Annotated in this window: 22 protein-coding genes; 18 read left to right on the forward strand and 4 right to left on the reverse strand. The window is 46.3% G+C overall.

The genetic code is table 11. The features are described 5' to 3' along the window. The first annotated feature begins 69 nt into the window (after positions 1-69). The gene (locus tag ABD014_RS04615; protein WP_343858033.1) at positions 70-627 is read left to right on the forward strand and encodes a GNAT family N-acetyltransferase; all 558 of its coding nucleotides are present in this window, start codon (positions 70-72) and stop codon (positions 625-627) included. Between the two features lie 144 nt (positions 628-771). Here the strand turns inward: ABD014_RS04615 and ABD014_RS04620 are convergent, their stop codons facing one another. Continuing rightward, positions 772-1,461: a Crp/Fnr family transcriptional regulator gene (locus ABD014_RS04620; protein WP_343858036.1), complete on the reverse strand. Its 690-nt coding sequence runs from the start codon at positions 1,459-1,461 to the stop codon at positions 772-774. A 316-nt stretch (positions 1,462-1,777) separates the two neighbouring features. Here ABD014_RS04620 and ABD014_RS04625 point away from each other — a divergent pair, with 316 nt between their 5' ends. From ABD014_RS04625 to ABD014_RS04650, 6 genes are all read left to right on the forward strand, one after another. Next, positions 1,778-2,755, forward strand: a complete 978-nt coding sequence (locus ABD014_RS04625) for an ABC transporter permease (protein WP_343858039.1) — start codon at positions 1,778-1,780, stop codon at positions 2,753-2,755. Positions 2,756-2,783: 28 nt separating this feature from the next. After that, positions 2,784-3,683, forward strand: a complete 900-nt coding sequence (locus ABD014_RS04630) for a carbohydrate ABC transporter permease (protein WP_343858042.1) — start codon at positions 2,784-2,786, stop codon at positions 3,681-3,683. A 65-nt stretch (positions 3,684-3,748) separates the two neighbouring features. Next, positions 3,749-5,434 carry an extracellular solute-binding protein gene (locus tag ABD014_RS04635; protein ID WP_343858045.1) on the forward strand — a complete coding sequence of 562 codons (1,686 nt, stop codon included), beginning with the start codon at positions 3,749-3,751 and terminating at the stop codon, positions 5,432-5,434. Positions 5,435-5,566: 132 nt separating this feature from the next. Continuing rightward, positions 5,567-7,144 (forward strand): response regulator, encoded by a 1,578-nt coding sequence (locus tag ABD014_RS04640; RefSeq protein ID WP_343858048.1) that lies wholly within the window; start codon positions 5,567-5,569, stop codon positions 7,142-7,144. After that, positions 7,141-8,919, forward strand: coding sequence for a cache domain-containing sensor histidine kinase (locus ABD014_RS04645; RefSeq protein WP_343858051.1), 1,779 nt, complete (start codon positions 7,141-7,143; stop codon positions 8,917-8,919). The genes ABD014_RS04640 and ABD014_RS04645 overlap by 4 nt, the downstream gene beginning before the upstream one ends. Positions 8,920-9,019: 100 nt before the next feature. Beyond that, positions 9,020-9,775, forward strand: a complete 756-nt coding sequence (locus tag ABD014_RS04650; RefSeq protein ID WP_343858053.1) for an HAD-IIB family hydrolase — start codon at positions 9,020-9,022, stop codon at positions 9,773-9,775. Between the two features lie 108 nt (positions 9,776-9,883). On the opposite strand, the gene ABD014_RS04655 is transcribed toward ABD014_RS04650, so the two are convergent. Then, complete coding sequence (locus tag ABD014_RS04655; protein WP_343858055.1) at positions 9,884-11,065, reverse strand: multidrug effflux MFS transporter; 1,182 nt, start codon at positions 11,063-11,065, stop codon at positions 9,884-9,886. Positions 11,066-11,382: 317 nt separating this feature from the next. On the opposite strand from ABD014_RS04655, the gene ABD014_RS04660 reads away from it, so the two are divergent. The 7 genes from ABD014_RS04660 (at position 11,383) to nhaC (ending at position 18,666) form a co-directional block, all read left to right on the forward strand. After that, entirely contained in the window at positions 11,383-11,913 is a 531-nt protein-coding gene (locus tag ABD014_RS04660; RefSeq protein WP_343858057.1) for a GNAT family N-acetyltransferase, read from the forward strand. Positions 11,914-11,978: 65 nt separating this feature from the next. Continuing rightward, entirely contained in the window at positions 11,979-12,611 is a 633-nt protein-coding gene (locus ABD014_RS04665; protein ID WP_343858059.1) for an HAD family hydrolase, read from the forward strand. Between the two features lie 285 nt (positions 12,612-12,896). Then, on the forward strand, positions 12,897-13,457 hold the full coding sequence (locus ABD014_RS04670) for a TetR/AcrR family transcriptional regulator (protein WP_343858061.1): 561 nt from the start codon (positions 12,897-12,899) through the stop codon (positions 13,455-13,457). 182 nt (positions 13,458-13,639) lie between these two features. Further along, the gene (locus ABD014_RS04675; protein ID WP_343858063.1) at positions 13,640-15,409 is read left to right on the forward strand and encodes an oleate hydratase; all 1,770 of its coding nucleotides are present in this window, start codon (positions 13,640-13,642) and stop codon (positions 15,407-15,409) included. A gap of 124 nt (positions 15,410-15,533) precedes the next feature. Beyond that, the gene (locus ABD014_RS04680; protein WP_343858066.1) at positions 15,534-16,145 is read left to right on the forward strand and encodes a TetR/AcrR family transcriptional regulator; all 612 of its coding nucleotides are present in this window, start codon (positions 15,534-15,536) and stop codon (positions 16,143-16,145) included. 4 nt (positions 16,146-16,149) lie between these two features. Next, complete coding sequence (locus tag ABD014_RS04685; protein ID WP_343858068.1) at positions 16,150-17,067, forward strand: alpha/beta fold hydrolase; 918 nt, start codon at positions 16,150-16,152, stop codon at positions 17,065-17,067. Between the two features lie 210 nt (positions 17,068-17,277). Further along, positions 17,278-18,666 (forward strand): Na+/H+ antiporter NhaC, encoded by a 1,389-nt coding sequence (nhaC, locus tag ABD014_RS04690; RefSeq protein ID WP_343858069.1) that lies wholly within the window; start codon positions 17,278-17,280, stop codon positions 18,664-18,666. A 170-nt stretch (positions 18,667-18,836) separates the two neighbouring features. Here nhaC and ABD014_RS04695 read toward each other — a convergent pair whose 3' ends face one another. Next, the gene (locus tag ABD014_RS04695; RefSeq protein ID WP_343858071.1) at positions 18,837-19,232 is read right to left on the reverse strand and encodes a hypothetical protein; all 396 of its coding nucleotides are present in this window, start codon (positions 19,230-19,232) and stop codon (positions 18,837-18,839) included. Positions 19,233-19,584: 352 nt separating this feature from the next. Continuing rightward, positions 19,585-20,727 carry a family 8 glycosyl hydrolase gene (locus ABD014_RS04700; RefSeq protein ID WP_343858073.1) on the reverse strand — a complete coding sequence of 381 codons (1,143 nt, stop codon included), beginning with the start codon at positions 20,725-20,727 and terminating at the stop codon, positions 19,585-19,587. Positions 20,728-21,043: 316 nt separating this feature from the next. On the opposite strand from ABD014_RS04700, the gene ABD014_RS04705 reads away from it, so the two are divergent. From ABD014_RS04705 to ABD014_RS04720, 4 genes are all read left to right on the forward strand, one after another. Continuing rightward, a complete protein-coding gene (locus ABD014_RS04705) occupies positions 21,044-22,507 on the forward strand; it encodes a PTS mannitol transporter subunit IIBC (RefSeq protein ID WP_343858075.1) in 1,464 nt (487 codons plus the stop codon). Between the two features lie 79 nt (positions 22,508-22,586). Beyond that, complete coding sequence (locus ABD014_RS04710) at positions 22,587-24,734, forward strand: BglG family transcription antiterminator (RefSeq protein ID WP_343858076.1); 2,148 nt, start codon at positions 22,587-22,589, stop codon at positions 24,732-24,734. A gap of 6 nt (positions 24,735-24,740) precedes the next feature. Next, positions 24,741-25,178 (forward strand): PTS mannitol transporter subunit IIA, encoded by a 438-nt coding sequence (locus ABD014_RS04715; RefSeq protein ID WP_343858078.1) that lies wholly within the window; start codon positions 24,741-24,743, stop codon positions 25,176-25,178. Next, complete coding sequence (locus ABD014_RS04720; RefSeq protein ID WP_343858080.1) at positions 25,175-26,311, forward strand: mannitol-1-phosphate 5-dehydrogenase; 1,137 nt, start codon at positions 25,175-25,177, stop codon at positions 26,309-26,311. The genes ABD014_RS04715 and ABD014_RS04720 overlap by 4 nt, the downstream gene beginning before the upstream one ends. Positions 26,312-26,346 lie beyond the last annotated feature (35 nt).

Below are 26,346 nucleotides of genomic sequence, written 5' to 3' on the forward strand. Positions count from 1 at the left end.
AGGGTATCCGTACCCGAATCATTAGATGTATAATCATGGAAGGAAATAAGCGAGAAAGGGCGGTTGATCATGAAGCTGTTCCCTCAGTTAGAAACGGAAAGATTTATTCTACGCAAGCTGACGGCGGCGGATGCCGGCGATTTATTCCATTATTTCTCCAATGATGAAGTAACCAAGTATTATGAGGTAGAGAGCTTCGTAGAGCTGAAGCAAGCACAGGATCTAATACAGTCGTGGAACAGCCGTTATATCAAGAAGATAGGGTTCCGCTGGGCGATTGCAGAGAAGTCGAGCAATAAAGTGATCGGTACGTGCGGTTATCGCAATTGGGTGAAGGACCATTACAAAGCAGAGATTACCTTCGAGCTGAATCCGACTTACTGGGGACAGGGAGTGATGTCCGAGGTGCTGGAGGAGATTATGCGCTTTGGCTTCGAGGATCTTGGGCTGAACCGCATTGAAGCCTACATTGATCCTGACAATATTAGATCCAGATATTTGCTCGAGAAGACTGGATTTTATGAAGAAGGCTATCTGAAACAATGCTTCTATGAAAAAAGTCAGTTCGTCGATGCCGTATTATTTTCCTTGCTAAAGGAACAATATCGGGAGAAAAATGTAAGATAATGCATTGTCAGTTATTTTATAGATTCAAATGGAAGCAAAGAATCAGCATTCCGAACCATCGGCATGCTGATTCTTCTTATTTACTCCAAAGTACCTGTACGGATTACTCTAATCTTTACATTGCCGTAAATACTGTTGGAACTCCTACTCATAACGAATGCCACCCGATATTTCCTCTAATTGTGCCCAATCTGAAATGACGAGCTGCTTCTTCTCTTTAATGAGCACATTCATTTCCATCAGCTTATGAATAACACGGTTAAGATGCCGTGGAGTGGTACCAATCAATGAAGCAATCTCAGAAATATGCGGGGTCAGGATCTCTTTGCCGAATTCATTCAGTTGTCTTGTCGTCAATAGGTAGCTGGCGAAGCGTTCCTCTACCGAGGCTAACAAATTTACTCTTGAAGCAGTGGTACAGGTTTGCAGCTTGTAAGACAATTGTTTCAGCAGCTCATGTAAGAAGCCGTGCTCCTGCATGAGCACGGTGTCCACCGTATGCTTATTAATGAATAAGAAGGTAGTGTGTTGAACGGCTTCTACTTGGGACTGAATGACTACCTTCTGAATGAGCTCGATATCACCAAATACCGATAAAGGATGACAGAACCGCAGCAGTAGCGATTTGCCTGTCTCAACGCTGGACGAGACCCGGGTTCTGCCTTCAACTTGAAAATATATGCCGTCTAAGTCAGCTCCTTCGCGTAGTATGATCTCCCCGCGCTCGTAAGTCCGAAGTTGTAAAGGGAGCCTGTCTGGCTGAGGAAATATATTCTCCAGATGATATTTCTGGATATAGTCGTGAATGCCTCTCTGATCAAGCTTCGTCTTCATAATTTCCTCCTACTGTAAAATGTCGCGTCTAGTATCATAACATACTGTACTTCAGAGTCCGGAAATCCGGCAAATGATACAAGCTGTCCTTTTTGTCGTTTATCACTGTTGGACCGTTTTTTACACTTTTTTAAATAAGTAATTTTGAAAAAATCCCGTAGAAGTATAAGAAATCGGAGTTTTATTATATAGTTTCAATAAATTCCCAAGGGTAGAATGTTCTTAAGTCCAATGCAAACGGTTACGTGCAAATGGATGGAGACGTCTTCTCTAGTTATAGCAGGTATCCTTATCAATTGAACACGGGAGGAAGAACATGCCGCAAGCGACAACTGAACAGCCGCGTCCACCGGCGTACCGGCAACTGAAAGCACATAACAAAAGCCTCATTAGGCGCTTAGGGAAGCAATGGGATGTCCAACTGATGGTCATTCCTGGAATCATTCTGGTTTTTATATTTTCCTATCTCCCTATGTATGGGGTATTAACCGGGTTTATGGATTACAATCTGTTCACGGGTGCGAACATTTGGGAGAATCCATGGGTAGGATTTAAGCATTTTGTAGCCTTCTTCAATGCGCCCGAGTTCGAGAGGTTAATTCGCAATACGATCATCATCAGTTTATTGAAGTTCGTTATTGGCTTTCCGGCGCCGATTATTCTTGCGCTTATGCTGAATGAAGTACGCCATATGATGTTCAAAAGAGTTATTCAGACAATCACCTATCTACCTCATTTCCTCTCCTGGGTTATTGTAGCCGGCCTTACCATGGCTATGCTCTCGACAGAGAACGGCAGCGTAAACATGATTCTCCAGCAAGTAGGAGCGATCGACGAACCGATCAATTTTCTCTCCTTGAAGCAATACTTCTGGTCTATTCTCATATCGGTCAATGTATGGAAAGAAGTTGGCTTTGCCTCGATTGTGTATCTGGCCGCGATCGCCAGCGTCGATCCTCATCTGTATGAAGCTGCGGATATTGACGGAGCAAGCAAGTTCAAGCAGATCTATCTAATTACACTGCCCTCCATTATACCCGTCGTCATTATCTTCATGATTCTTGCGATCGGCGGCCTACTGAATGCGGGCTTCGAAGATATCTTGCTCTTGGCGGCGAATCCAGTACTGAGGCCAGTGTCGGACGTCATTGATACTTACGTCTATCGAGTAGGTCTCGGAACACACCGATATTCCTACGCGATTGCGATCGGATTGTTCAAGGCGATCATTAGTGTAGGCATGCTTACGATGGCTAATTACTTGGCTCGCAGATCCGGTAACAGCTTATGGTAAGAACGAGTCTGCCCACAGGAGGTGTAATATGCTAAAAAGAATTAGCTTGAGCGATAAAATTGTAATCGTTGTGATCTATATTTTGCTTAGTTTACTAGCCTTCTCGGCACTGTATCCGTTCTGGAACGCGATTGCCGTATCGTTGAATGTGGGCGTAGACACCGCGAAGGGCGGAATTACGTTCTGGCCAAGACAGTTCACATGGGAGAACTATGAGATCATCTTGCAAGACAGTCGGCTTATCGATGGATTTCTGATCTCTGTAGCCCGTGTCATTGTCGGGACAGTAAGTTCTATCTTTATGACAGCACTCCTGGCCTTTGGAATGACCCGCACCTATCTGATTGGGCGCGGCTACTACATGGTGTTCTTTGTCTTCACAATGTATTTCAGTGGCGGGCTGATCCCAACCTATCTCCTGAACCGTTCGCTCGGTTTGATGGATTCCTTCCTAGTGTTCATCATTCCATCCTTGATCAGTGTGTGGAACATGATTATATTCCGAACCTTCTTCAAGACGCTTCCGGCAGGATTGGAGGAATCCGCGAATATTGACGGCTGCAGCACTTGGGGCGTATTCTTCCGGATTGTTCTGCCTCTATCAGGACCCGTTATCGCTACGCTTGCTTTGCTGACCGCAGTGGGGCATTGGAATGACTGGTTCCTGCCAAGCATTTACATCACCAACGAGAAGCTCCTGCCGATCCAGACCATTCTTCGGCAAACGTTGAATGCCAACATTGTGACGGGACAGAGCGCCGTACTAGATAGCGCTTCGGCTGCGCTTCTTCAGAAGACGAAACAAATTACTTCGAAATCGCTTACGATGGCGATGATGATCGTCGTAACGATGCCGATTATTCTCGTATATCCTTTCTTGCAGAAATATTTTGTCAAAGGCGTATTAGTAGGCTCACTGAAAGAGTAGCACTTAACAACGGTTTAAGGCGAATAGCTTTGAACATATATTCAAGAATGAGAGGGGTTACGTGAATGAGAAAGATGAGGAAGCCGCTTCTAGTCATGGCATCATTGTGTCTCGTATTTGCTACGTTACTGGCTGGATGTAGTAAATCGGGTGATACCAACAAGCCTGATCCTGGAACCGCCAAGAACGAAGGACAACAGCAGAAGAACAACAATACGACAGCAAATAATACGGATGGCAAATGGGTGCTGGGTGAGAAGCCGTTGGAGTTTTCGGCTTATGCCCACTATAATAATACCGATTTCCCCAAATGGGAGAGTACACCGATTGGCAAATACTTAAGTGAGGAGAAGCAGGTAAAGATCAATATGATTGCTGCAGCAGGAGCCCACACGCAGAAGCTTAGTGCGATGATGGCCTCCGATGAACTGCCGGATATGATCTGGACGGACCGTGATCACCCGGACATCGACAGACTTTATCAGGCAGGAAAGCTTGTGCCATATGATGATTATCTCGATAAGTACCCTAATCTGAAGACCTGGATGGGCGATCTGAATCTTCTCCGGCATGACGATGGCAAGCTGTATAGGTTCCCGAACTGGTATTCATCTAATCCTTTTGGAAATGCAGGCTACGTCATTAATAAGAAAATCTATGATGAGCTAGGCAAGCCTAAGCTTGAGACCACCGATGATTTGTATGACTATCTGGTCAAAGTCAAAGAGAAGTACGGTGACAGCATCGTTCCATTTGAGCCGCATCGTGCACAGGATATGCAAGGGTTAGGGGTTCTATATACAGCATTTGGTGAAGGCGCGTTATATACGCATCTCAGCAGTGGATTACGTGCTGTTCCCAAAGACGGCAAGCTGACCTCGATTTTGACGGACCCGGTGTTCCGTGAGGCTCAGAAATATATCGCTAAATTATACAGAGAGAAGCTCATTTCCCAGGACGCTTTTAACCAAACTGAAGATCAGGTGTTAGAGAGAGTGATGACCGGGCGAGTAGCGGTATTTGCGGGAGCTAGCCCAACGGACTTTGCTGGCGAAGCACAAGCGGAATTGACCAAGACGGATCCGGATGGCGGATATTTCATGATCTGGCCGATCCATAAGCCGGGACTTGATAAGAACAAAATTTACCCAGGGACATACACCAGCTTTGGATGGAATGCAGCCTATATTACAACAGCTGCTAAAGACCCTGAAGCCATCTTCGCTTTCCTTGATTGGTATACAGGTCCTGAAGGGATGAACGTTCAATTCTTCGGCCCAGAAGGCAAGAACTGGCAGGGCTTCGACGAAGAAGGCAAACCGAACTTCACAGAGAATTACGATCCGAAGGAAGTCGCTGAAATTCAATCCAAGAATAATCCGGTGATGTTCGTAGGGAATACGAGCTATATCGATCCTGCCAAATACAAATACATGGCCAATCTCCCCTTCGAAGAGCAGGATTGGAGAACACGTTACCAACAGACAATCACTTGGCCTACGCAGTACAACGTAACCGAGTTTACGGGACTAAATCCGGCAGCGGAGTCGGAGGAAGGAATCATTCAGGCATCAGTAGACGAAATGTTTCTGGAGATTTATGCGAAATCGGTGATGGCCGGAAGTGATGAGGAAGTAGATAAAATCCTCGATCAAGGTCAAAAAGATTTGGTGTCGCTTGGTTATGATAGACTTCTGGAATGGCGGACGGCCAAATGGCAGGAAAACCTAGCGAAAATGAATAAGAAATAGAGACCAAGTAATAGTTACTGGTGGCATCCCAAAGAATTTATTGAATTCTTTGGGATATCGCTGTTCTTATCAAGTATGATAGTGATATCATCATGGATTTACAGGTTCTGACAATGATCTGGAGGGGGTTCCATGTATAAGGTATTGCTAGTAGACGATGAGGAGCTTGACCTGGAAGGGATGAAGCGATTTATTCCTTGGTCTGATCTGGGCATGGAAGTGAAGGGGAGCGTTAACAATGCACTTTCGGCCTGTGAAATCATGGAGAAGGAACCGATTGATATTTTAGTTAGTGATGTCAATATGCCTTACATGTCTGGGCTTGAGCTGGCAAGGATTGCCCTTGAACGCAAACCCAATATCCGGATCATATTTGTCAGCGGATATCAGGAATTCAGTTATGTACAGCAAGCGCTGTCCCTGAAAGCATATAGCTATGTGCTGAAGCCGATGAATGACAGTGAATTAATCTCATCATTACTGAAGGTTAAGCGGGATCTGGATGAGGAGATCAAGCAGCGCGAGGTAGAGCTGGCATATCGTGAGATGATTCCTATCGTCAAGAGCGATATCCTGATTCGGCTGCTTGAAAGGGAGGAAGAGTCAGAAGAATCGCTCTCTCATATGATGAAGTCTTACGGATTTGATCAGATGAACTGGCCGATCCGCGTCGCGGTAATCGAACTAGACAATTTACATTGGCGGCAAGCGGGGGATTTTACTTCACAACGAAAGATGTCGAGGATATTTCTGCAGAAAATGCATGAGAGTATCAAGGGGCTCGGCATGATCCCATACTGCAAGCTTACTTCAGAGCGGATTGCGCTATTACTGGAAGATGCTACAGTGAGCCAGATGGTGAATATTTTGATCGAAAGAATACAGCCGCATTTAGCAACATCGATTACAGCGGGAATTGGGGAATCCGCACATGCGATGGATCAGTTGCATATGTCCTACCGGCAAGCGGTGGAGGCTGTTGAAGGGAAGATGTTCCTGGGCAAAGGGAATGTGATCAAGTATGAGGATGTAAGCGCTGAACCGGGGATGCTTGATGCACGAATGCTGGAGGAACGGATGACCACTCTTTTGAGCGCGATGGAGGAGTACGAGCTTGTGCAAATCTGCGACGAGCTGGAGAAATTGTTCGGAACAATTACGAGCCTACGTTCGCGATTTACCGTTCATAATATGTCCAACTATATCATATGGAAGCTGGATCAGTATTTAAGCAGCAAGAATGAAGATTTATTTGAGCTGCTCGGTATGGAAATCCACCATCTTGATATCTTGATGAAATTCGAGACGGTTAGCGATATCCGCTCATGGTTTAGGCAGCGCATGTTTGAAATTTCTGAGCGCCTGTATGAGAAGACCAATTCGAAGGACAGTAAGTTCATCCGGAATGTCGTTGGCTTGATGAAGGAACGGATGAGCGAAAATATTACAATTAAAGATTTTGCTGAGCATTTTTCTTTTTCGCCCAGCCATATCGGATTTCTGATTAAAGAGAAGTCAGGCAATACGTTCAATGAACTGCTTGTGCAGCTGCGCATGGAGAAAGCGTGTGAGCTGTTAAGACAGCCCGGGGTGAAGATCTATGAAGTGGCCGATCAGGTAGGGTACCGGTATCTTCCTTATTTCAGCAGACAATTCAAAGAGAAGTTCGGTCTGACTCCATTGGAATATCGAAAGCGAGAGACTGAATGAAGGGGATCTGGGCACCAATCGTTAAGGTTGATAAAAAAAGGCTGGGATACATACCGATCGGATACAAGTTGATGCTTACTTTCCTGGTGTTTATATTGCTGCTTGTCTCGGCAAACTTCTATATCTCACATTCGATGTATGATGCTACCATGCGCAATCAGACCCGTGCGAACATCCAGGGTACGCTGATGCAGATACGTGATAATGTAGCTTACAAAGTAGATGATATCGTTCAAACCTCCGCTACGATATATGACGATCGCTCGTTAAACCAGAGCATTCGCCGGAAGGAGTCAGGCTTTAACAAATATAATCGCATGACGAAGGTGATTACACCAAAGCTGGAGAGCGCCTCGAAGGCAGTGGGATTAAATTTACGGCTGTCCGTCTACTTTCATAATGAGACGATCAGTGAACGCTACCAGATATGGGATGGAGAGAACAATAGGGACTTTAATGAGCAGACGATTGACATCTATCATATCAGTCGGATTAAGAATAAGTTCTGGTATTTTACGCTGCCAGCCGAAAGATACAATGAGACGATGCAGTGGAGACAAGTGGAAGAGGATGAGAGAGATGGGCGTATCTCATTTATTCGCCGTATGGTTGATATGAGCAATCCACTCAACATTGAGGAAGTTGGCGTCATGCGATTTAGTGTGCGTATATCGGAGCTGTTCGAAAGCGTCGATTATACGAAGCTCGGGGAGGGCAGCGTGCTAGCGGTCGTAGACCCTTATGACAATGTGGTCTATGCTTCGGGAAGCACCATTGAGCAGAATACGCAGAATTATTTGACGATTGAAGAGAATCTGCCTCAGCAAAACTGGAAGATTGTTGCTCAGGTTCCGCTTACTATCATTGAACAGGAAGCCAAACGGGTTCGCACTGTTTTTATTGCCATTTGCTTAGTGTGCGTGGTGTTGTTTGCCTATGCGGGCTTTATAGTCTCTCATTCATTCTCTAAGAGAATTACGAAGATTGTATCAGTGCTAAATTCATTCCGGGAAGGGAATCTTCACAAACGGATTGCTTACCGCGGAAAGGGAGAGTTTGCTCAAATTGCGAATGCCTTGAATGCTATGGGCGAGGATTTTGAAGCACTAATTAATAAAGTATATCTGACCCAGCTGCAGAAGAAGGAAGCAGAGCTTGAAATGCTGCAATCGCAGATTAACCCTCATTTCTTGTACAATACGCTGTCCTCTATTAATCAGCTGGCGAAATTCGGCGAGATGGAGAAGCTTCAGAGCATGGTTGTACAGTTGGCGCAATTCTATCGTCTTACACTGAACTCAGGGAAGACGATGATTCCGATCGCAGCAGAGATCGATCAAGCGACGGCCTATCTGGACATCCAGAAGGTGAAGTACGGTCGGCGTATGGAAGTAAGCTTTGATATTGATACCGATATATGGCCCTATGAGACAGTGAAGCTGGTTTTGCAGCCTTTTATTGAGAATGTGCTCAAGCATGCTTGGAGCGGGGACCGGATTCATATCCGCATCTCTGTCATGAAGGAAGAGGACTCGATCGTATACCAGATCATTGATGACGGTCTTGGGATGAAGGCGGAGCGGATTCATGAAATATTTGATCCCCGAGATGATAGTCATGTCGGCTGCGGCATCCGGAATATCGATCAACGGGTGAAGCTGCATTATGGCAATGAGTATGGGGTATCCATCTTCAGCCGGGTAGGCATTGGTACTTCCGTGCAAATCCGCATACCGGCAAGAAAGCGGAAGCTGAGGGGGAGAAGCGAAGATTAGGAGAGAATCAAATTTCGGACATATGTCCTTTTCATTACACAGATAATTGCTATGATGAAGAGGCGAACACGCGCATTAATAGAAAAGAAGGAGTTCAACGATGAAGTTTGTGTTTGATTTGGACGGAACGATTATCTTCTCCGGCAAGCCTCTAAGTGTATCTATGACCCAGGCTCTTGATCAATTGATAGCCAGGGGGGATGAGGTTGTCTTCGCTTCCGCAAGACCGATCCGCGATCTACTGCCGGTGCTGCCTGCTCATATGCATCAATATCCAATGGTTGGAGGAAATGGGGCCTTTGTAGCGAATGGGGGTAGGATTATCTCGACGATTCATTTCGATGAACAGACGAAGGAGAGCATCATCGGATTGATAGGAAAATATAAGGCAGGCTATCTTATCGATAGTGAATGGGATTATGCGTATTCCGGGGATGAGCATCATCCGATCCGGCGCAATCTAGATCCTGAGCAGCGAGCTGAGAATAGATGCTTGGAGCAATTGAATGAACTGGTCAAAGCCGTTATTTTGCATAGCGAGGAGCCGGAACAGATGCTGGATGAGCTACAACAGCTTCCGGTCGTTATTCATATGCACGGGTCAGAAAATATTATTGATATCAGTCCGACAGGTGTAAGCAAATGGGCTGGACTTCAGGCGCTTGGCTTGCAGCCGCAGCAGTTCATCGCGTTCGGTAACGATGCCAATGACGTCTCGATGTTTGAGCAAGCGAAGCACTCCGTCTGCGTTGGAGATCATGCGGGTCTATTAAAAGTGGCGAGTGAGCAGGTTTCTACAGATGAGGGACAAGTGATTAAGAGAATAGAGAAGTTCGCTAATACATGGATTTACTAGATTTATATAGAAGGGCAGCCCTGCTTAAGTGCAGGACTGCCCTTTTTACTATAGTTGCCCCGGACTAACACTCCTTATAAACCATGAAGCGGCCTATAGTCTAACGTTTTATTTTACAATAATATACTTCCGACCTAGCAGCCACATAATGCCGCTGATTGCCAGGAAATAGAGCGGCATCGTTAGCAGCGAACCATTATGCAGCAGGCTCATGCCCCAGGTTGCCAGGCTCACCAATAGGTAATAGCCCAGGCTAAATACCGCACCTGCCGTGCCGATGACGTCGTGGAAACTGACTAGAGCGAGGCTCAGACAGTTCGGCAGAGCAATACCAGATCCGAGTAGCATAACAAACAAGGCAATTAAAATACTAAGCAGCATCACAACATCCGGTAGCATGGATAAGCTGCTAGCTCCTGTTAGTAGAAGTGCTCCGCCAGTCATAATCAAGCAGCCCATATGGATAATTTTCTCCGGTGCATACTTGGTTAATAGTCTCTTGGAGATCATTGCGCCAATGACGGAAGCCAAAGCGACAATAATACCTAGGAAGCCATAAACTCCCGGTGACATGTGAAAATATTCGATGAACAGAAAGGGAGCCTCAGCATAATAGCTGAACAGAACACCGTTGATGCCGCCAATGAGTAACCCGAATACGAGTACTCGTGGTGATGCCACTATTCTCCGTATTACCGGCATAATGGCAACCTTCGTTCTGGTGGATACATCTGTCGTCTCCGGTAATTTCAAGAAAGCATACAGGAACAGCAGAACACTCATTACGACCAGAGCGAAGAATACAGCTCGAAAGCCAAGATACTGATCGATCCAGCCGCCAATCAGCGGCCCGACGGCCGGAGTGAAGGCGATGACCGCAGATATTTGTGCGAACATAGCATGGCGTTTCTCTCCAGATACACTCTCACGCAGCATTGTCTGGGTAATAACCGATCCCGTGGCCGCTCCAAAAGCCTGGATGAAACGGCTGACCAACAGCAGCTCGATAGAGCCAGAGTAGTAGCACATCAGACTTCCAACTCCATATACGAGCAGTCCGCCGAGCATAGCGGGTCTGCGACCGATAAAATCGGAAAGCCAGCCCCAGCAGAAGACGCCGATCGCAAAGCCGATAAAATAAATGCTTAGTGTTAATTGTACAGAACTATTTGAGACACCGAGCGATGCCGAGATGTCAGGCAGTGAAGGTGTGTATATGGTCTCGCTAATCTGTGGAAAAGCAACAAGAACAATCATTAATAACAGAGATGGAACTGCATATTTTTTCATTTTATTTAGCCCTCCTACAAGCTAATATTCTGTCTATGAATTACAACAAGAATATGAGCCTAGCTAGGGAAACGGGGGCATCATGATCGCAATACGGCCGTATATCATCATTTCGTTCAGATTCCTTTCATATGTATGTGTAGGAGGGTCGATCAAACATTTGTAATACTCGGATTACCTTAGCATATGGCGGAATGGGGAGTCAAACGGAAATACATTTTTTAGTGGGAATTAACGAAAATTCAAAGTAAAATGAGAAAAATAAGCCTGTACATGATATGAGTGAGGAGCGAGAGACAGGGCCGGAGGTGGGTTGAATGCAATTTGTAACAAAACGGTTGATTATTAGGGAATTTAGGCTAGAGGATTTAGTAGATGTTCACCAATATTCTTCGGACCCGCTAGTTACAAAATACATGATCTGGGGTCCAAATACGGAGGAAGAGACGAGGCAATTTATCAATGTAGTCATTGAACAGCAGCGGCAGATGGTTCGACAAGATTTCGAGTTTGCTGTAGTACTTCAGGGGACAGGAGAATTAATTGGGGGCTGCAGTCTTCACATCAGCGGATCCAGACAAGGAGAGATAGGGTACTGCTTCAACCATCCGTACTGGGGCCAAGGATATGCAACCGAAGCTGCGGGCGCGATGCTTCGCTTTGGGTTCCATCAACTGGGCCTTCACAGAATTTATGCGACATGTCGGCCGGACAATCTTGGCTCCGCCAAGGTCATGCAGAAGAACGGAATGAAATACGAGGGACATTTGCGAGAGCATTTATGGCATAGGGGGAAATGGCATGATTCATTCCAATACTCCTTACTGGAGTCTGAATTCATCTTGTAACTTTACTTTGGAGGGATTCGTATTATACTTGAGCGCGAGTGTTGCAGGCTCGGGCATTACCGGAGGTGAGAGCAATCTATAAGACTCTTATTTTTGATGTTGATGGTACTTTGATCAATACGGAAGAAGCGGTGCTTGGATCGCTACAGAAGATGCTTCAGCTCGAATACAATAAGAGCTATGCGCGTGAAGACTTGTCATTCGTATTAGGAATTCCGGGTTCACGATCTCTTCCGCAGCTAGGAATCGAGGACATTGACCGGGCCAATGAATTATGGAATCGGTATATGAAGGATTTTATGGATACGATTCATGTATATCCCGGCGTGGAAGAAACTTTGCACACGCTGGCTTCTCGAGGCGTCCAGTTAGGTATCGTGACCTCGAAGACGAAGGAGGAGCTCAAGGACGATTTTGAACCCTTCGGCCTGATGAAGTATCTTTCGGTTGTTGTGTGCGCTGACGATACCGAGCTTCATAAGCCTCATCCGGAGCCGATCTACAAGTTCCTGGAGGTCTCCAGAGCCGATCCGAGCAGCGCGATCTACATAGGAGATACTGTCTATGATTCCAGCTGTGCTCGTGATTCCAAAGTAGCCTTTGGTCTGGCAATGTGGGGAGCAAACCCGGAGCATAACATTGAGGCGGATCATTATTTCCATAACCCTGAAGAAATTAATATGTACGCTAAACCATAAGATAAAAGGGTTGATCCTTGTATAAGGAATCGGCTTTTTCATTTAGAGTGCCGATTTTCATCTCAATTTCAATTTATTCTTTGATGGTCTGGGATTACAGCGGCAATATACCGACCGCTCTGAACCGATGGAACTGCAACGACTTGATCACATAGGCCCTTTTAACGATTAGCTAAAGGGAGTTATAATAATAAAAGTTAATTTTTACAGCTTTTATGAGTATATCAAGCTCTCAATCGCTAATTGGCAAGTAGAGTGATCATCTATTGAAAGGGCTGTGCGACGATGTCCGTAATGACGAAGAAGGCTTTGGCTTCTACTCTTAAATCGATGATGGAACGATCCTCATTGGAGAAAATCACGGTGAAGGATCTGGTTGCCGAATGCGGAGTGAACCGACAGACGTTTTATTATCATTTTCAGGATATATATGATTTGCTAGGCTGGATTTATAAGACGGAGGCGCTGGACGCGATATCCAACTGTCGTACCTATGACACCTGGCAGCAGGGCTTCCTGAAAATATTCCATTACGTTCTAGACAACAAGAAGTTCTGCCTCAGTACCTATCGTTCCATGGGGCGGGAGCATCTGGATCTCTTCCTGCATCAGGCGGTATTCGAACTGTTGATGGGTGTGATTGAAGAGGTCAATGACGGCAAGCAGGTGCGACCGGAAGACAAGAAATTCATTGCCAACTTTTATACCTTTGCGTTCATCGGCATCATGCTGGAATGGATTCGCAACGGCATGGGTGAAGAACCCAGCTTGATAATTGACCGGTTAAGCATCCTGGTTGAAGGCGATGTTGAGAAGGCGATCAGTAAATATGTGCACATTAGCTAGCGCGGGACAGGCTCAAATGCGGAATCAAATATTTAGACATTTTAAGGGTTATGTATAAATTTTATACATAGCCCTTTTACTGTTTAGTGTAAACGTTCTACATGAGCAGTATAGTGAATTTGCAGGGAAGATAATCATGTGCAGGTTGCGCTAAAATGAAATTCTAAATGGAGGTTATAAGCATGTATTACAGCAATGGAAACTACGAAGCTTTTGCCCGTCCTAAAAAACCACATGGTGTGGATCAAAAATCTGCCTATTTGATTGGCTCAGGTCTAGCATCACTGTCCGCGGCCGCATTCCTCATACGTGATGGTCAGATGAAAGGCGAGAACATTCATATTCTTGAGGAACTCGATATTTCTGGAGGCGGATTGGACGGCATCTATGATGACGGCAGAGGATTCATTATCCGTGGTGGTAGGGAAATGGAAAATCACTTCGAGTGCCTCTGGGATTTATTCCGCTCCATTCCTTCATTGGAAACAGAAGGTGCATCGGTACTAGATGAATTTTATTGGCTCAACAAAGAGGATCCGAACTACTCCCTACAGCGTGCGATTCTCAATCGTGGTGAGGATGCGCATACCGATGGCAAGTTTACACTTACACAAACCGCTTCAATGGAAATTATCAAATTGTTCTTCACTCCAGAAGAAGCGCTTGAAGATTTGAAAATTACAGATGTCTTCTCTGAAGATTTCTTCAACTCGAATTTCTGGCTTTACTGGCAGACGATGTTTGCGTTCGAACCATGGCATAGTGCGATGGAGATGCGCAGATACGTTGCTAGATTCATCCATCATATCGGTGGATTGCCTGACTTCTCGGCACTGAAATTCACTAAATATAATCAGTACGAATCACTTGCGTTGCCACTGATGAAGTACTTGGAAGACCAAGGTGTTACCTTCCAATATGCTACGACCGTAACCAATGTAGAATTTGAGATTACAGGTACAAAGAAAGTGGCTAAAAAGCTAGTATATGTTCAAAAAGGACAAGAAAAGCACATTGACCTGACCGAAAATGATCTGGTCTTCATTACGAACGGCAGTAATACGGAAAGCTCCACATTAGGAGATAACAACACGCCAGCTGTTATGAATACTGCTCTCGGTGGAAGCTGGGAGCTATGGAAGAAAATCGCGGAACAGGATCCTGCCTTTGGCCGCCCAGACAAATTCTGCGGCAACATTGCCGAAAGCAACTGGGAATCTGCTACAATTACAACGCTGGATGACCGAATTCCTCCTTACATCGAGAAGATTTGCAAACGGGACCCATTCAGCGGCAAGGTCGTCACCGGCGGTATCGTGACAGTCAAGGATTCGAAATGGCTGATGAGCTTTACGCTGAATCGCCAGCCTCACTTCAAATCCCAGCCAAAAGATCAGCTCGTCGTGTGGGTGTATAGCTTGTATTGCGACGTGCCAGGCGATTACATCAAGAAACCGATGAAAGACTGTACGGGTATTGAAATCACGGAAGAGTGGCTCTATCATATGGGCGTACCGGAAGCAGAGATTCACGATATGGCAGTAAACTCCGCCAACTGTGTTCCTTGCATGATGCCGTATGTTACCTCTTACTTTATGCCAAGAGCAGCAGGCGATCGTCCGAACGTCGTTCCTGATGGCTGTGTTAACGCCGCCTTTATCGGTAACTTTGCAGAGACACCGCGAGATACGGTGTTCACTACGGAGTATTCCGTCCGTACCGCGATGGAAGCCGTATACACATTGCTAGACATTGACCGCGGCGTTCCAGAAGTATTTGGATCTGCTTATGATGTCCGTGTGCTTTTGGATTCCACAGCGAAAATGATGGATGGCAACAAACTAACCGACATGGAGCTTCCAGATACCGTCAAGTTAGCTGCGATGACAGGGGTTAAGAAAATTTCTAACACCAGAATCATGCAGCTCTTGAAGGAATATAAGTTGATTTAAACTAGGGATAAGGAGATCGCCTGTATGGGCGGTTTCCTTATTTTGTTTTTTTTGATTGACTAATTAATCAATGAATATTATGATTCCTTTATAATCCATATTTGCATCAAGGAGGCGGTACGTCATGTCCCCAAGAATCGATGAACAAAATCAGCAAATTCGTGATGCGCGCAAGCAGCAATTGCTCGAAGCCGGAGCGAAGGTGTTTGGGGAGCGAGGTTATGCGGGTACGAAAGTAAGTGATATTGTCAGGGAAGCACAGCTAAGCCATGGGTTGATTTATCATTATTTCGCTTCCAAAGAAGATATCTATATTGAACTTGCCAGAACTGCGTTTACAACGTCCTATGAGACAATCCGTCAAGTTGTAGAGAACGGCGGAAGTCCGTATGAACGGCTGAAGGAGTTGACAGAAGGAATCTTTGCTCATACCGCAGGGAGTGGTTATTTCTTCCTGATCGCCTTGCAAACCAATACATCGAAGACGGTTCCAGAAGAGGCCGCGGCAATATCCAAGGAATACTCTGGACAAAACCTGCAATTACTTGAGCAATTATTTCGCGAGGGTCAGAAGCAAGGGGAGTTCATTCACGCCGATCCTTTTAAGCAAGCACTTATGTACTCTTCCATGCTGAACGGTGTTATTTTCACTCGCTTAACCTATTCCGAGCTGGAGGATTTCCCGCAGGTAGATCAAATCTTGAGAATTTTCACGCATGCACGTGAAGAGGAGTGATCTGATGGAAATGGAAATGAAGGGATTATCCATATATAGAAACGAGCAGGGGAGAGACCGCTTCTTGGCAGCATATGACCAAGCGTTAAGCGAGTGGCCCGTCGCTTACGAAATTAGTTATGTGTCCACCGAATTTGGTGAAACACATATCATTCGATGCGGGAATCCAGCCAATCCGCCTCTGCTGCTCATTCATGGCATGACCGCTACGTCACTGATGTGGAGCGCGAACATCGCTGAATGGTGCAGGGACTATTACGTATATTGCATCGATGTTCCTGGAGATTTTGGGAAAAGCACGCTGCTGAAGCCATTATCCAGTAAAGAGGCAGCAGCAAAGTGGCTGTTGGAGCTGACCCAGGGGCTTCACTTGGAGAAGTTTCATTTACTGGGGCATTCGATGGGGGGATTCATATCCTTGAATTTTGCGGTGGTTCATTCAGAGCGAGTGCGCTCACTTACTTTGCTGGCACCTGCCGGTTCCTTCGCACCACTGTCCAGAATGTTCTATCTGCATATGTTCCCAGCGGTGATGTTTAAGACGCAGTGGCTGATTGACCGGGCATTTACCTGGTGCATGTCGAAGCAAAATACTCTTGATCTGTTACCCTCTTCTTACCGGGCGCTGATGTCAGCAAGCTATAAGAACTGTTTTCCTCGGCTTGGTCTACTTCCTTCGGTTTTTATGGCGACAGAACTCTCTCAATGCTCATTTCCAACCTTATTTGTCGTCGGCGAAGATGAGGTTATCTACCGTCACTCCATTCCGGAAGTGCAGGCGAAGGCCCTTATGATTCCCGATATTACCCTCGCAATCGTGCCCAAGGCCGGGCATCTTCTTAGTGTAGAACAGAAGCAGCAAATTAATGAGTTGGTTATTGAGTTTCTGAGCAGGCATCCGATGGATGCGGATGAGCAGTAAAATTTATTGTGGGTTTAATAGGTTTGTTCAAAACATAGACATTGACTCCTTATGGATTTATCGTTATAGTACCTTTGTGCTTCAATGCAAGAAAGCCCGAAAGCAAGAAAGCAGGGAAGCATAAAGGCGATAAATAATTCTTTAGTCTCATCGGAGATGAGAATATTTATTTTCCTTGGCAACAACAATTGAATAAGGAGTCCTTACATCATGAACCGAGAGCTGAGTTTCTCAAAAAGTATTTTTCTCATTGTTTTTATTCTAGCGCTTTTATTTGTCTCCATATTTCTCTTGAAATCGGAGCCGCATCTACCATTGTTGGCAACGACCGTTGGCACAGCAACTATGCTGCGCCTGTTTGGCTTCCCTTGGAAGAAGCTCGAATCGGCGATCATTCAGGGGATCCAGACAGCAATTATGCCGATTCTCATTCTGTCACTGATTGGCATTCTTATTGCTGTATGGATGATGAGCGGAACTGTTCCAACGATTCTATACTATGGAATGGACTATATTAAACCGCAATTTTTCGCGGTGAGTGCACTATATGTAACGATCATCGTCTCGATGTTTACAGGCAGTTCATTTACTACGGTGAGTACGGTTGGCGTTGCCTTCATGGGCATTGCATTAACGACGGGAATATCTCCAACCTTGGCTGCAGGTGCGATCATCTGTGGAGCCTGCTTCGGGGACAAAATGTCGCCGCTATCGGATACGACGAATTTTGCACCTGCCGTAGCAGGCGTCTCCATATTCACACATATTCGCAATATGATGTACACAACGATCCCGGCACTGATCATTACTACTGTATTTTTCATGTTTGCGCCAAAGCCTGAAGCGATGGATCTATCTTCTATCCAGCAGATCAAGCTAGCCTTGCAAGAAGGGTTCCAGATCCATTGGTTGACGCTCTTGTCGCCAATTGCCGTTATTGCTTGCTCTTTCAAACGGGTATCTATTATTCCAACACTAGTCATAGGGATCGTCACCGGACTTCTAATAACGGCATTCGTTCAGCATCAGACGGCAATCGATGTCTGGTTCAACGTCATGCAGAGTGGTTATCATAGCTCGATCGCCAATGAGACTGTAGCTTCCATCGTCAACCGCGGTGGACTGCAGTCGATGATGTGGTCTGTATCGCTGATTCTGATCGCCCTTTCTCTAGGAGGCTTGTTGCAGCATTGCGGCGTTATCGACGCTTTTTTCCGCAAAGTGATTCAGCCTTTGAAGCGAAGCAGCGCTATCGTTCTAATGACTGGAGCTTCGTCCATCGCGATAAACGGGATGACAGGGGAACAATACTTGTCGATTCTGCTGCCTGGCCAAATGTTCAAGGAGGAATATAATCGAAGAGGTATTCCTGCCAAGACTTTGTCCCGTACGCTAGAGGACTGCGGCACACTCGTGAACCCACTGATCCCATGGGGAGTTAGTGGCGCTTTCTTCGCCGCGACACTTGGGGTTCCTGTTATCGAATATCTGCCATATGCGACTTTCTTGTGGATGAGTCCGTTTATCACATTTGCCTATGCTCTCATCCCGAGATTGCAGAAGATTTCGCTTGGTCAGGAACAGGTAGTCTCTGGGTAAATAGATATGAGCAATCCCTAACGAAACTACGGATCGTTATTTCCTCGAAAACAGTGGTAAATTTATTCTAACGAATCTCCATATCGTTATTTAAGAGAAAAACTAGCTTTAAGCCCGTAATTGAGTTTAATAGCGATACCCAGTTTCGTTAGAGAAGGTTCAATGATTCGTTAACCGAAGGATGTAAGTACACTTTGCTCAATGAGCTCCTTGAGTTCTTCACTATGTGCTTCATACTGCTTAGCGGTAATGCTTCCGCTTTTTAGGCGGTCATCCAGTTGCTTCTGCAATTGATTGGTCTGCAGTTCAATGACTTGGTCAATATCGCCTTCTTGATCAGCCGCAATGTCATACAGCGATTTACCTTCATATAACGACTCATACAGTTCCTTGTCGGAAGGTTGATTCAAAGCTTCCAACAAATCATCCTTTCCTGGATTCTTATTGTCAGCTGCTGACAGTCTGGCGACCGGATTTGAGCTTGTGATGGAGCCGCTTAACGTGGTGTTTCCGAAGGAAATTACGGCAACCATCGTTCCGATGATCATCACTCGCTTTATGTTCATATTAGAAAAACCTCGTTTCATAGTTTTAAGTACACATGATGTTGGGTTAAGTGAGAAATTAATCTTGATACTATTGTAGGCAGCCAACCTGAGGGGAACCTTAATTGTTCTTTAATATAATCTAAAAAAATTGGAAAACTAATGATTCAGTTTTCCAATCTTTTTTAATAATTATATTTTTTTCTCAAACCCTTCCCATTGGTGCCAATGTAGCTTCATTGGTTTCTCCGTGTTCACCATCCGTAGTAAAACGATAATATTGGATAAGAATCGAGAAGAAATGAAGAGAGGTAGCCCCATCGGGAGGCTGCCTCTCTTCGTTTTGTTTAGGAGGGATATATATATTCGTTAATCAATATATTCGGAAATTGCCGCTAAGAGCGAGTAGGGCGAAGAAATACAGACAATTGTCGTAATAGCGCCGTTCGCCGCTGCGAAGAGGGGTATTCCAGAACAGGTGTACGAATCGTTCCGCATCTGGTCCGTCCGCGGCAAGCGATGCCATCGCATTGGTCGCCAGCAGCCCGATGGGATGCAGCGCCGCTTCTTCAAAAGGCTGTCCGTCAATCGTATAGCGACGGTAGTCCGATACCTCAATATCACGGAAGAAACGTTGAATCCGGTTAGACTGCTCCACCTGCCAAGGGTCCTTCCGGAACCATTCCCAATCGAGGGCAATATTCGCTGCAACCCGGTACGCATCGCTGAAGAAATGACGGAAGTCGCCATGGGGCTGAGGGTCTGCAGGCGTTCCATCGTAATTCGCATATTCTGCAGCCAGTCCGGTTACGGGATGACAGGCCTTATGCAAATAGCTTCGGCTTGCTTCAGCAGCTTCGCTCCAAAATGCTCGATCCTGCTCATCAGCATGCAGGGCGAACAACTCATAGAAATGGGGGAGATGATAGGACGGATCGCTAAATGAAGACTCTGGCACAAATTTGATGAGCTTGGTTGCCGGATCAAACATGGGATCGCCTTCCCCATTCTCGCCTTGATGCAGGCAGGCGCGGAGAATTGTTCTCGCCTGCGCGGAGTAGTCGTACGGCTCAGGTCCGTCTCCCCAGCGATTCGAGGCGAAGAATAACGCCATCGCGAAGAATTCTTCACCATCTGGTGCGGGTCCCGGAGACAACCGCGTACCATCTGGCTTGCAATGCCAGGCGAAATAATCTTTATAACGTCCTTCCGTATGCTGCATGAATTCCTTAGCGAATGTCCACAGTCGGTCAAATTCATCTTTTTTGTTCATCTGAACAGCCATCATCATTCCGTAGGATATGCCCTCGGTTCTCACATCAATATTGCCGGTATCAAGCAAATATCCTTTATTCTCATCCAACGGGTAGTAGATCCGCACATCAGAATCCCCGTAGAACAGTTCATTCCATGTGCCCTCAAGCTTTGCGTTAATTTCTTCCTCAGAATAGCCGATTTCCTTGAACAAATTTCTATATTGCTTTGTGTTATAAGCAGCTTGCTCGAAAGTTGTCATCGCTTCCTCCAGGATATCTTTTTGTCCAAAGTATACCATATGGGGAGGTGTAAAAAATAAAGTGTTTCCCCTAATTATTATAGATTTCCGAAAGAGATCAGAAAGAATAAAACCATAATTGTGATGAAATTCACATATTAAAGAAAGCTTATTTATAAAGGTTTGTAGGCGGATTAGTAAAGTCTTGTCAGTAGATATACTGACAATATAGCGTTTTCATTTTGTTGAGTATCTCTCATATGTCCAATACGATGGGTACATAACGAGCGGTAATTAGCCCAATAGTCCGCTCGCAAAACTATAGGGAGGCTGTCATATGGCCCAAACAACATCTTCCACTTCGTCTGGTTCTGCACGGGTGGGAGTCCAAAAATTCGGACGTTTCCTAAGCGGCATGGTGATGCCAAATATTGGGGCGTTCATCGCGTGGGGTTTGATTACGGCTCTGTTCATTCCAACAGGTTGGATTCCGAATGAATACTTAGCCAAGCTCGTTGATCCGATGATCAAGTTTCTGCTTCCGCTCTTAATCGGTTACACCGGGGGTACGATGGTACATAAGCAGCGCGGCGGGGTAATTGGTGCCCTAGTTACGATGGGAGTTATCGTCGGTACGGATATTCCGATGTTCCTCGGCGCCATGGCTGTTGGACCTGGGGCTGCCTGGGTGCTTAAGAAATTCGATAAAGCAGTAGAAGGCAAGATTAAATCCGGCTTTGAAATGCTGGTTAACAATTTCTCGCTGGGGATTATCGGCGGCGGGCTCGTACTAATCTCATACTCCATCGTAGGGCGTATTATTGAAGCGGTTACAAGTGCTCTGTCGGCGGGTGTGGATTTTCTAGTCAGCAATCATCTGATTCCACTGGTCAACGTTCTGATCGAGCCAGCCAAGGTACTGTTTCTTAACAATGCGATCAACCACGGCGTACTAAGTCCGATTGCCGCGGAGCAAGCGCTGAGTGCGGGTAAATCGTTACTGTATATGCTGGAATCAAATCCAGGCCCTGGTATTGGTATCCTGCTTGCTTACATGTTCTTTGGTCGTGGTAGTGCTAGACAATCAGCATCAGGTGCTGCGATCATTCATTTCTTTGGCGGGATTCATGAGATTTACTTCCCGTATATTTTGATGAAGCCTCGACTCATTCTGGCCGCTATAGCCGGTGGTGTGACAGGTACGCTCACATTCTCGTTGCTGAACGCCGGACTTGTTGGTCCGCCATCACCGGGAAGTATTATCGCTTATCTAGCTATGGCTCCACGTGGCGAGATTATCCCGGCACTGAGCGGTGTTATTACAGCGGCAATTGTCTCCTTCGGTGTTTCAGCACTATTGCTGAAGACGGAGAAGAAACAAGAAGAAGATCGGGATGAATTGGAGGAAGCAACCAAGCGCGTGAAGGATATGAAAGCGGCGGGTTCGCTAGCTGCAAGTGGGGTAGCAGCAAGAGAAGCAAGCGCGTCCATCGCCATGGAAGCTTCTGGAGAACAGAAGAGTAAGGAAGAGGTTCGTAAGATTATTTTTGCTTGTGATGCGGGTATGGGATCAAGTGCTATGGGTGCTTCCATTCTACGCAAGAAAATGAAAGCGGCAGGGTCACTGATCGAAGTCGGCAATACAGCGATTGGCGACATTCCGTCCGATGCAGATATCGTTGTTACGCATAAGACGTTAACGGATCGCGCCCGTGGAATTGCGCCGCAGGCCGAGCATATTTCCATCGACAATTTCCTGAAGAGCCCGGAATATGACGTGCTTGTTGAACGATTGAAATAACAATATACCAATAGGCCGAAGGATGCGCAATTGTCAGCATCTTTCGCTTATTACGACCGCTTTTTTGGAGGCATGATCTATGGAAATTACACAGCGCATGAGACAGATCCTGGACTTGCTTCTCCGCAGTCCCCATGAATCCACCGTTGCCGAGATTGCCGAGAGTATTCGTGTGAGTCCGCGAACGGTGCATAGGGAACTCGATGCGGTAGAGAGCTATCTGCATCGCAGGGGGATCTTGCTTCACCGGAAGGCGGGTTCGGGTCTTAGTCTGGAAGGGGAGCCTGAGCGGCTTGAGCATATTAAATCAGAGCTTCTCACTCCGGCTAATGCGGAATACTCAGCGGATGAGCGTCAGATCTTCCTGCTGTACAGACTGCTTGAGTCTCATGAACCGATCAAATTGTACGCGCTGGCTCACGAGATGAAGGTAACGGTGTCAACCATTTCTGCCGATCTCGATGATCTGACAGATTGGATTGGCAAGCAGAAGCTTAGGCTTATACGGCGGCGAGGTTATGGTGTTGAGATCAAAGGTTCTGAACCAGCAATCCGTGAAGCCATTCGGGATCTCGTTGGAATTCGCTTCGATGACTTGACACTCATATCCGGAGCCGATCAGAGCTTGCTTCATCCAGTGGATCGCCGGATTGCGTCGATGGCTGGTGTCAACTCGATTAAGACGATCGAAGAGATATTGTGGAAGTGGGAAGAGCAGTCTCTGGAGGAGTCGTTCAGTGAAGAGGCATATACTGATCTGCTAATCCACCTGTCAATCGCTGCGGACCGTATAGGATCGAAGAAGGAGATCAGCGAAGCGGAGGCTGGGCGGATTGTCCGCGGCAGACAAGGAGCAACTGAAGAACAAATCGCAGAGATTGAAAGCTTATGTAAACATCTTGGCGAAGCATTGAATCTGGAATATTCAACGGTTGAGATGATATATACCGCTAGCTTGTTGAAGAAGGCTAGAGGGCATGCGGGCGAATCGTTGCCCGCTGATGACCTGGAACTGGCGGGAGCGGTCCGATCCCTGATTCATTATATGGCAGAATTTGATGATCAGGATTATATGGCAGACCGCTCGCTAAGGGACGGATTATTCACTCATTTGGGAGCAGCTCTGGAACGGATTAGTGCCGGACAGCGCATTCGCAATCCATTAATGGATACGATTCGCAAGGAATATGGGGAATTGTTCGGCCGAGTCCGGCAAGCGGCCAATGCTGCTTTTCCTAACAACAACATTCCAGATGAAGAGATCGCTTTTCTGGTCATGCATTTTGGAGCTTCCCAGGAACGGATCGGGCAGATCCATCCAAACATTCGGGTGGTTATCGTCTGCACGAGCGGGATCGGTTCTTCCAAGCTGCTGGCTGTACGACTGCGGAGGGAATTCCCGCAGATCAAGATCGCAGGTCAGGCTTCATGGTATGAGGCAGTGCGAATTCCAAGGTCGGATTATGATCTGATCATCAGCACGGTGGAACTGCCTTTGCGCGAAGATCAATATTTGAAATTAAGTCCGCTGCTGAATGAAGATGAGACGGTTCAGCTTCGGAACTATATTAAAGAACGAGGCTCACGGCATCTGTTACAGGAGCAAACGCCTGGTAAATTACTGCATCATGCAATAGATGAAGATTTTCGTATGGCTGCGAAGACGCAAGAAAATCAAGAGCAGTCAGTTGGAATGGCTGCCATTGAGGATCTGCGTTATCTCAACAAAAGTGTTCAGCTAAGTATCGAGATATTGGAAGCATTCCGTGTGATTCCGCTGCAGATCAGCGGCACGCCAAGTCTGATGAAATGGCTGCAGGCCGCATGCTTTCATCCTCAGATCCAGGAAGCCGTTGAAGAGCCCGATGTAGTCGCTAGACTACTGCTCGAACGGGAGAAGAATGGAACGCAGATGATTCCTGGAACCGAACTAGCGCTCTTTCATACCCGATCGGATACGGTGAAGAGGCCTCTACTGATGCTGTTTGAACTAGATCACAGCTTCAGTATGGAGGAACCAGGGTCGGCTGTATTGTCACGGTTTCTACTTATGCTGGCACCAAAGCAATTATCTAGAGAAAGTATTGAAGTGTTAAGTGAAATAAGCGCTACCTTGTTAGATATAGAAATCATGAAGGCGCTTGCGGAAGGTCAGGAGCAACAGATTAGAGAGCTGATGTCGGCCCATCTTCGAACTTATCTATTAAACAAACTGGAGAGAGAGTGATCATCGATGAGTATTTTATCCGCAGAACAGATTCGATTAAACGTGAAGGTATCGGACAAGTACGAAGCGATTCGCTTAGTTGGTCAAATATTGGTTGATACCGGGCATGTTCACGAGGATTATATTGAGAAAATGATTGAACGCGAGGACAATTTGTCTACTTATATGGGTTCCGGGCTTGCGATCCCCCATGGCACGAATGAATCCAAAGCCATGATCAAATCGACAGGACTTGCTGTATTGCAAATTCCAGACGGTGTAAATTTTGGTGGAGATGAGCCGGCAGTACTTGTCGTTGGGGTTGCGGCACAGCGGGGAGAACATATGGGGATTCTGACCAGCCTCGCTATGGTCTGTTCCGATGAGGACAGCATGGAAAGTCTTCGTACTGCTACATCCGCTGAAGAGATTCTGATGATCTTTGAAAGCGGGATGGAAGAATGAAGGCCCTTCATTTTGGCGCGGGCAATATCGGCAGAGGGTTTATCGGGCTCTTATTGTCCGAGTCTGGCTATGATGTCGTCTTCTCGGATGTAAATGAGACGGTCATTCGGGCTTTGCAAGAGCGCGGAAGTTATGAGGTCAAGATCGCAGATGAATCAGAGCAGCGTATCCCGGTTAATAATGTATCCGCTATTGACGGTCGAAATGCTGCTGTGGTTGCCAAAGAGGTTGCCTCAGCTGATCTCATTACGACAGCCGTTGGCGTAACGACTCTTAAGCATATCGCTCCGGGCATTGCTGCAGGAATTAAACTGCGCATGGAGTTCGGCGGCCCTAAGCTGCATATTATTGCTTGCGAAAATGCGATCGGAGCGAGTACGCAATTAAAAGAGCATGTTATGAAGCTGTTATCAGTTCAGGAGCAGGAAACGGCAGCCACGCTGATTGCTTTTCCAGATTCGGCTGTGGATCGTATCGTGCCTATGCAACACCATCAAGATCCGCTTGAAGTCACGGTGGAACCGTTCTATGAGTGGGTCATCGATCGGCAGCAGATGTTCAACGATGCGCATGAGATTAGCGGGGTTCACTATGTTGACGATCTGATTCCTTACATTGAGCGCAAGCTCTTCACTGTGAATACGGGCCACTGCAGCACGGCTTACGCCGGTTATCGCAAAGGATATTCAACGATCCTGGAAGCAGTGAAAGATGAAGAAGTGATCAACCTCGTGTACGGAGCGCTGCAGGAGACAGGGAGCATGTTGGTGGAAGCTTACGGCTTCAAGGAAGAGGAGCATGAGGAATATATCCGTAAAATTATGAATCGTTTCCGCAACCCATATCTTAGCGATGAGATCGTTAGAGTTGGGCGTTCTCCGATCCGTAAGCTGTCGCCTGAGGATCGTCTAGTTCGGCCAGCGCTTAAAGCCTGGGAACAAGGGGGCGTTACCGAGCATTTGGCCAGAGTCATGGCGCTGGCCCTCAAGTTTGATTACTCGGAGGATCTTGAAGCCGTGAAGCTGCAGGAATTGATTGCTGAAAAGGGCGTTCGCCAGGCCTTTGCTGACATAAGCGGGCTTGATCTTTCGCATGAATTAACTCAATCCGTGATAGATGCATATAAGAAATAAATAGAGAAAGTAGAAGCTAAACTCCTAATTAAGCT

This window comes from Paenibacillus motobuensis (assembly GCF_039521865.1).
Lineage (GTDB): Bacteria > Bacillota > Bacilli > Paenibacillales > Paenibacillaceae > Fontibacillus > Fontibacillus motobuensis.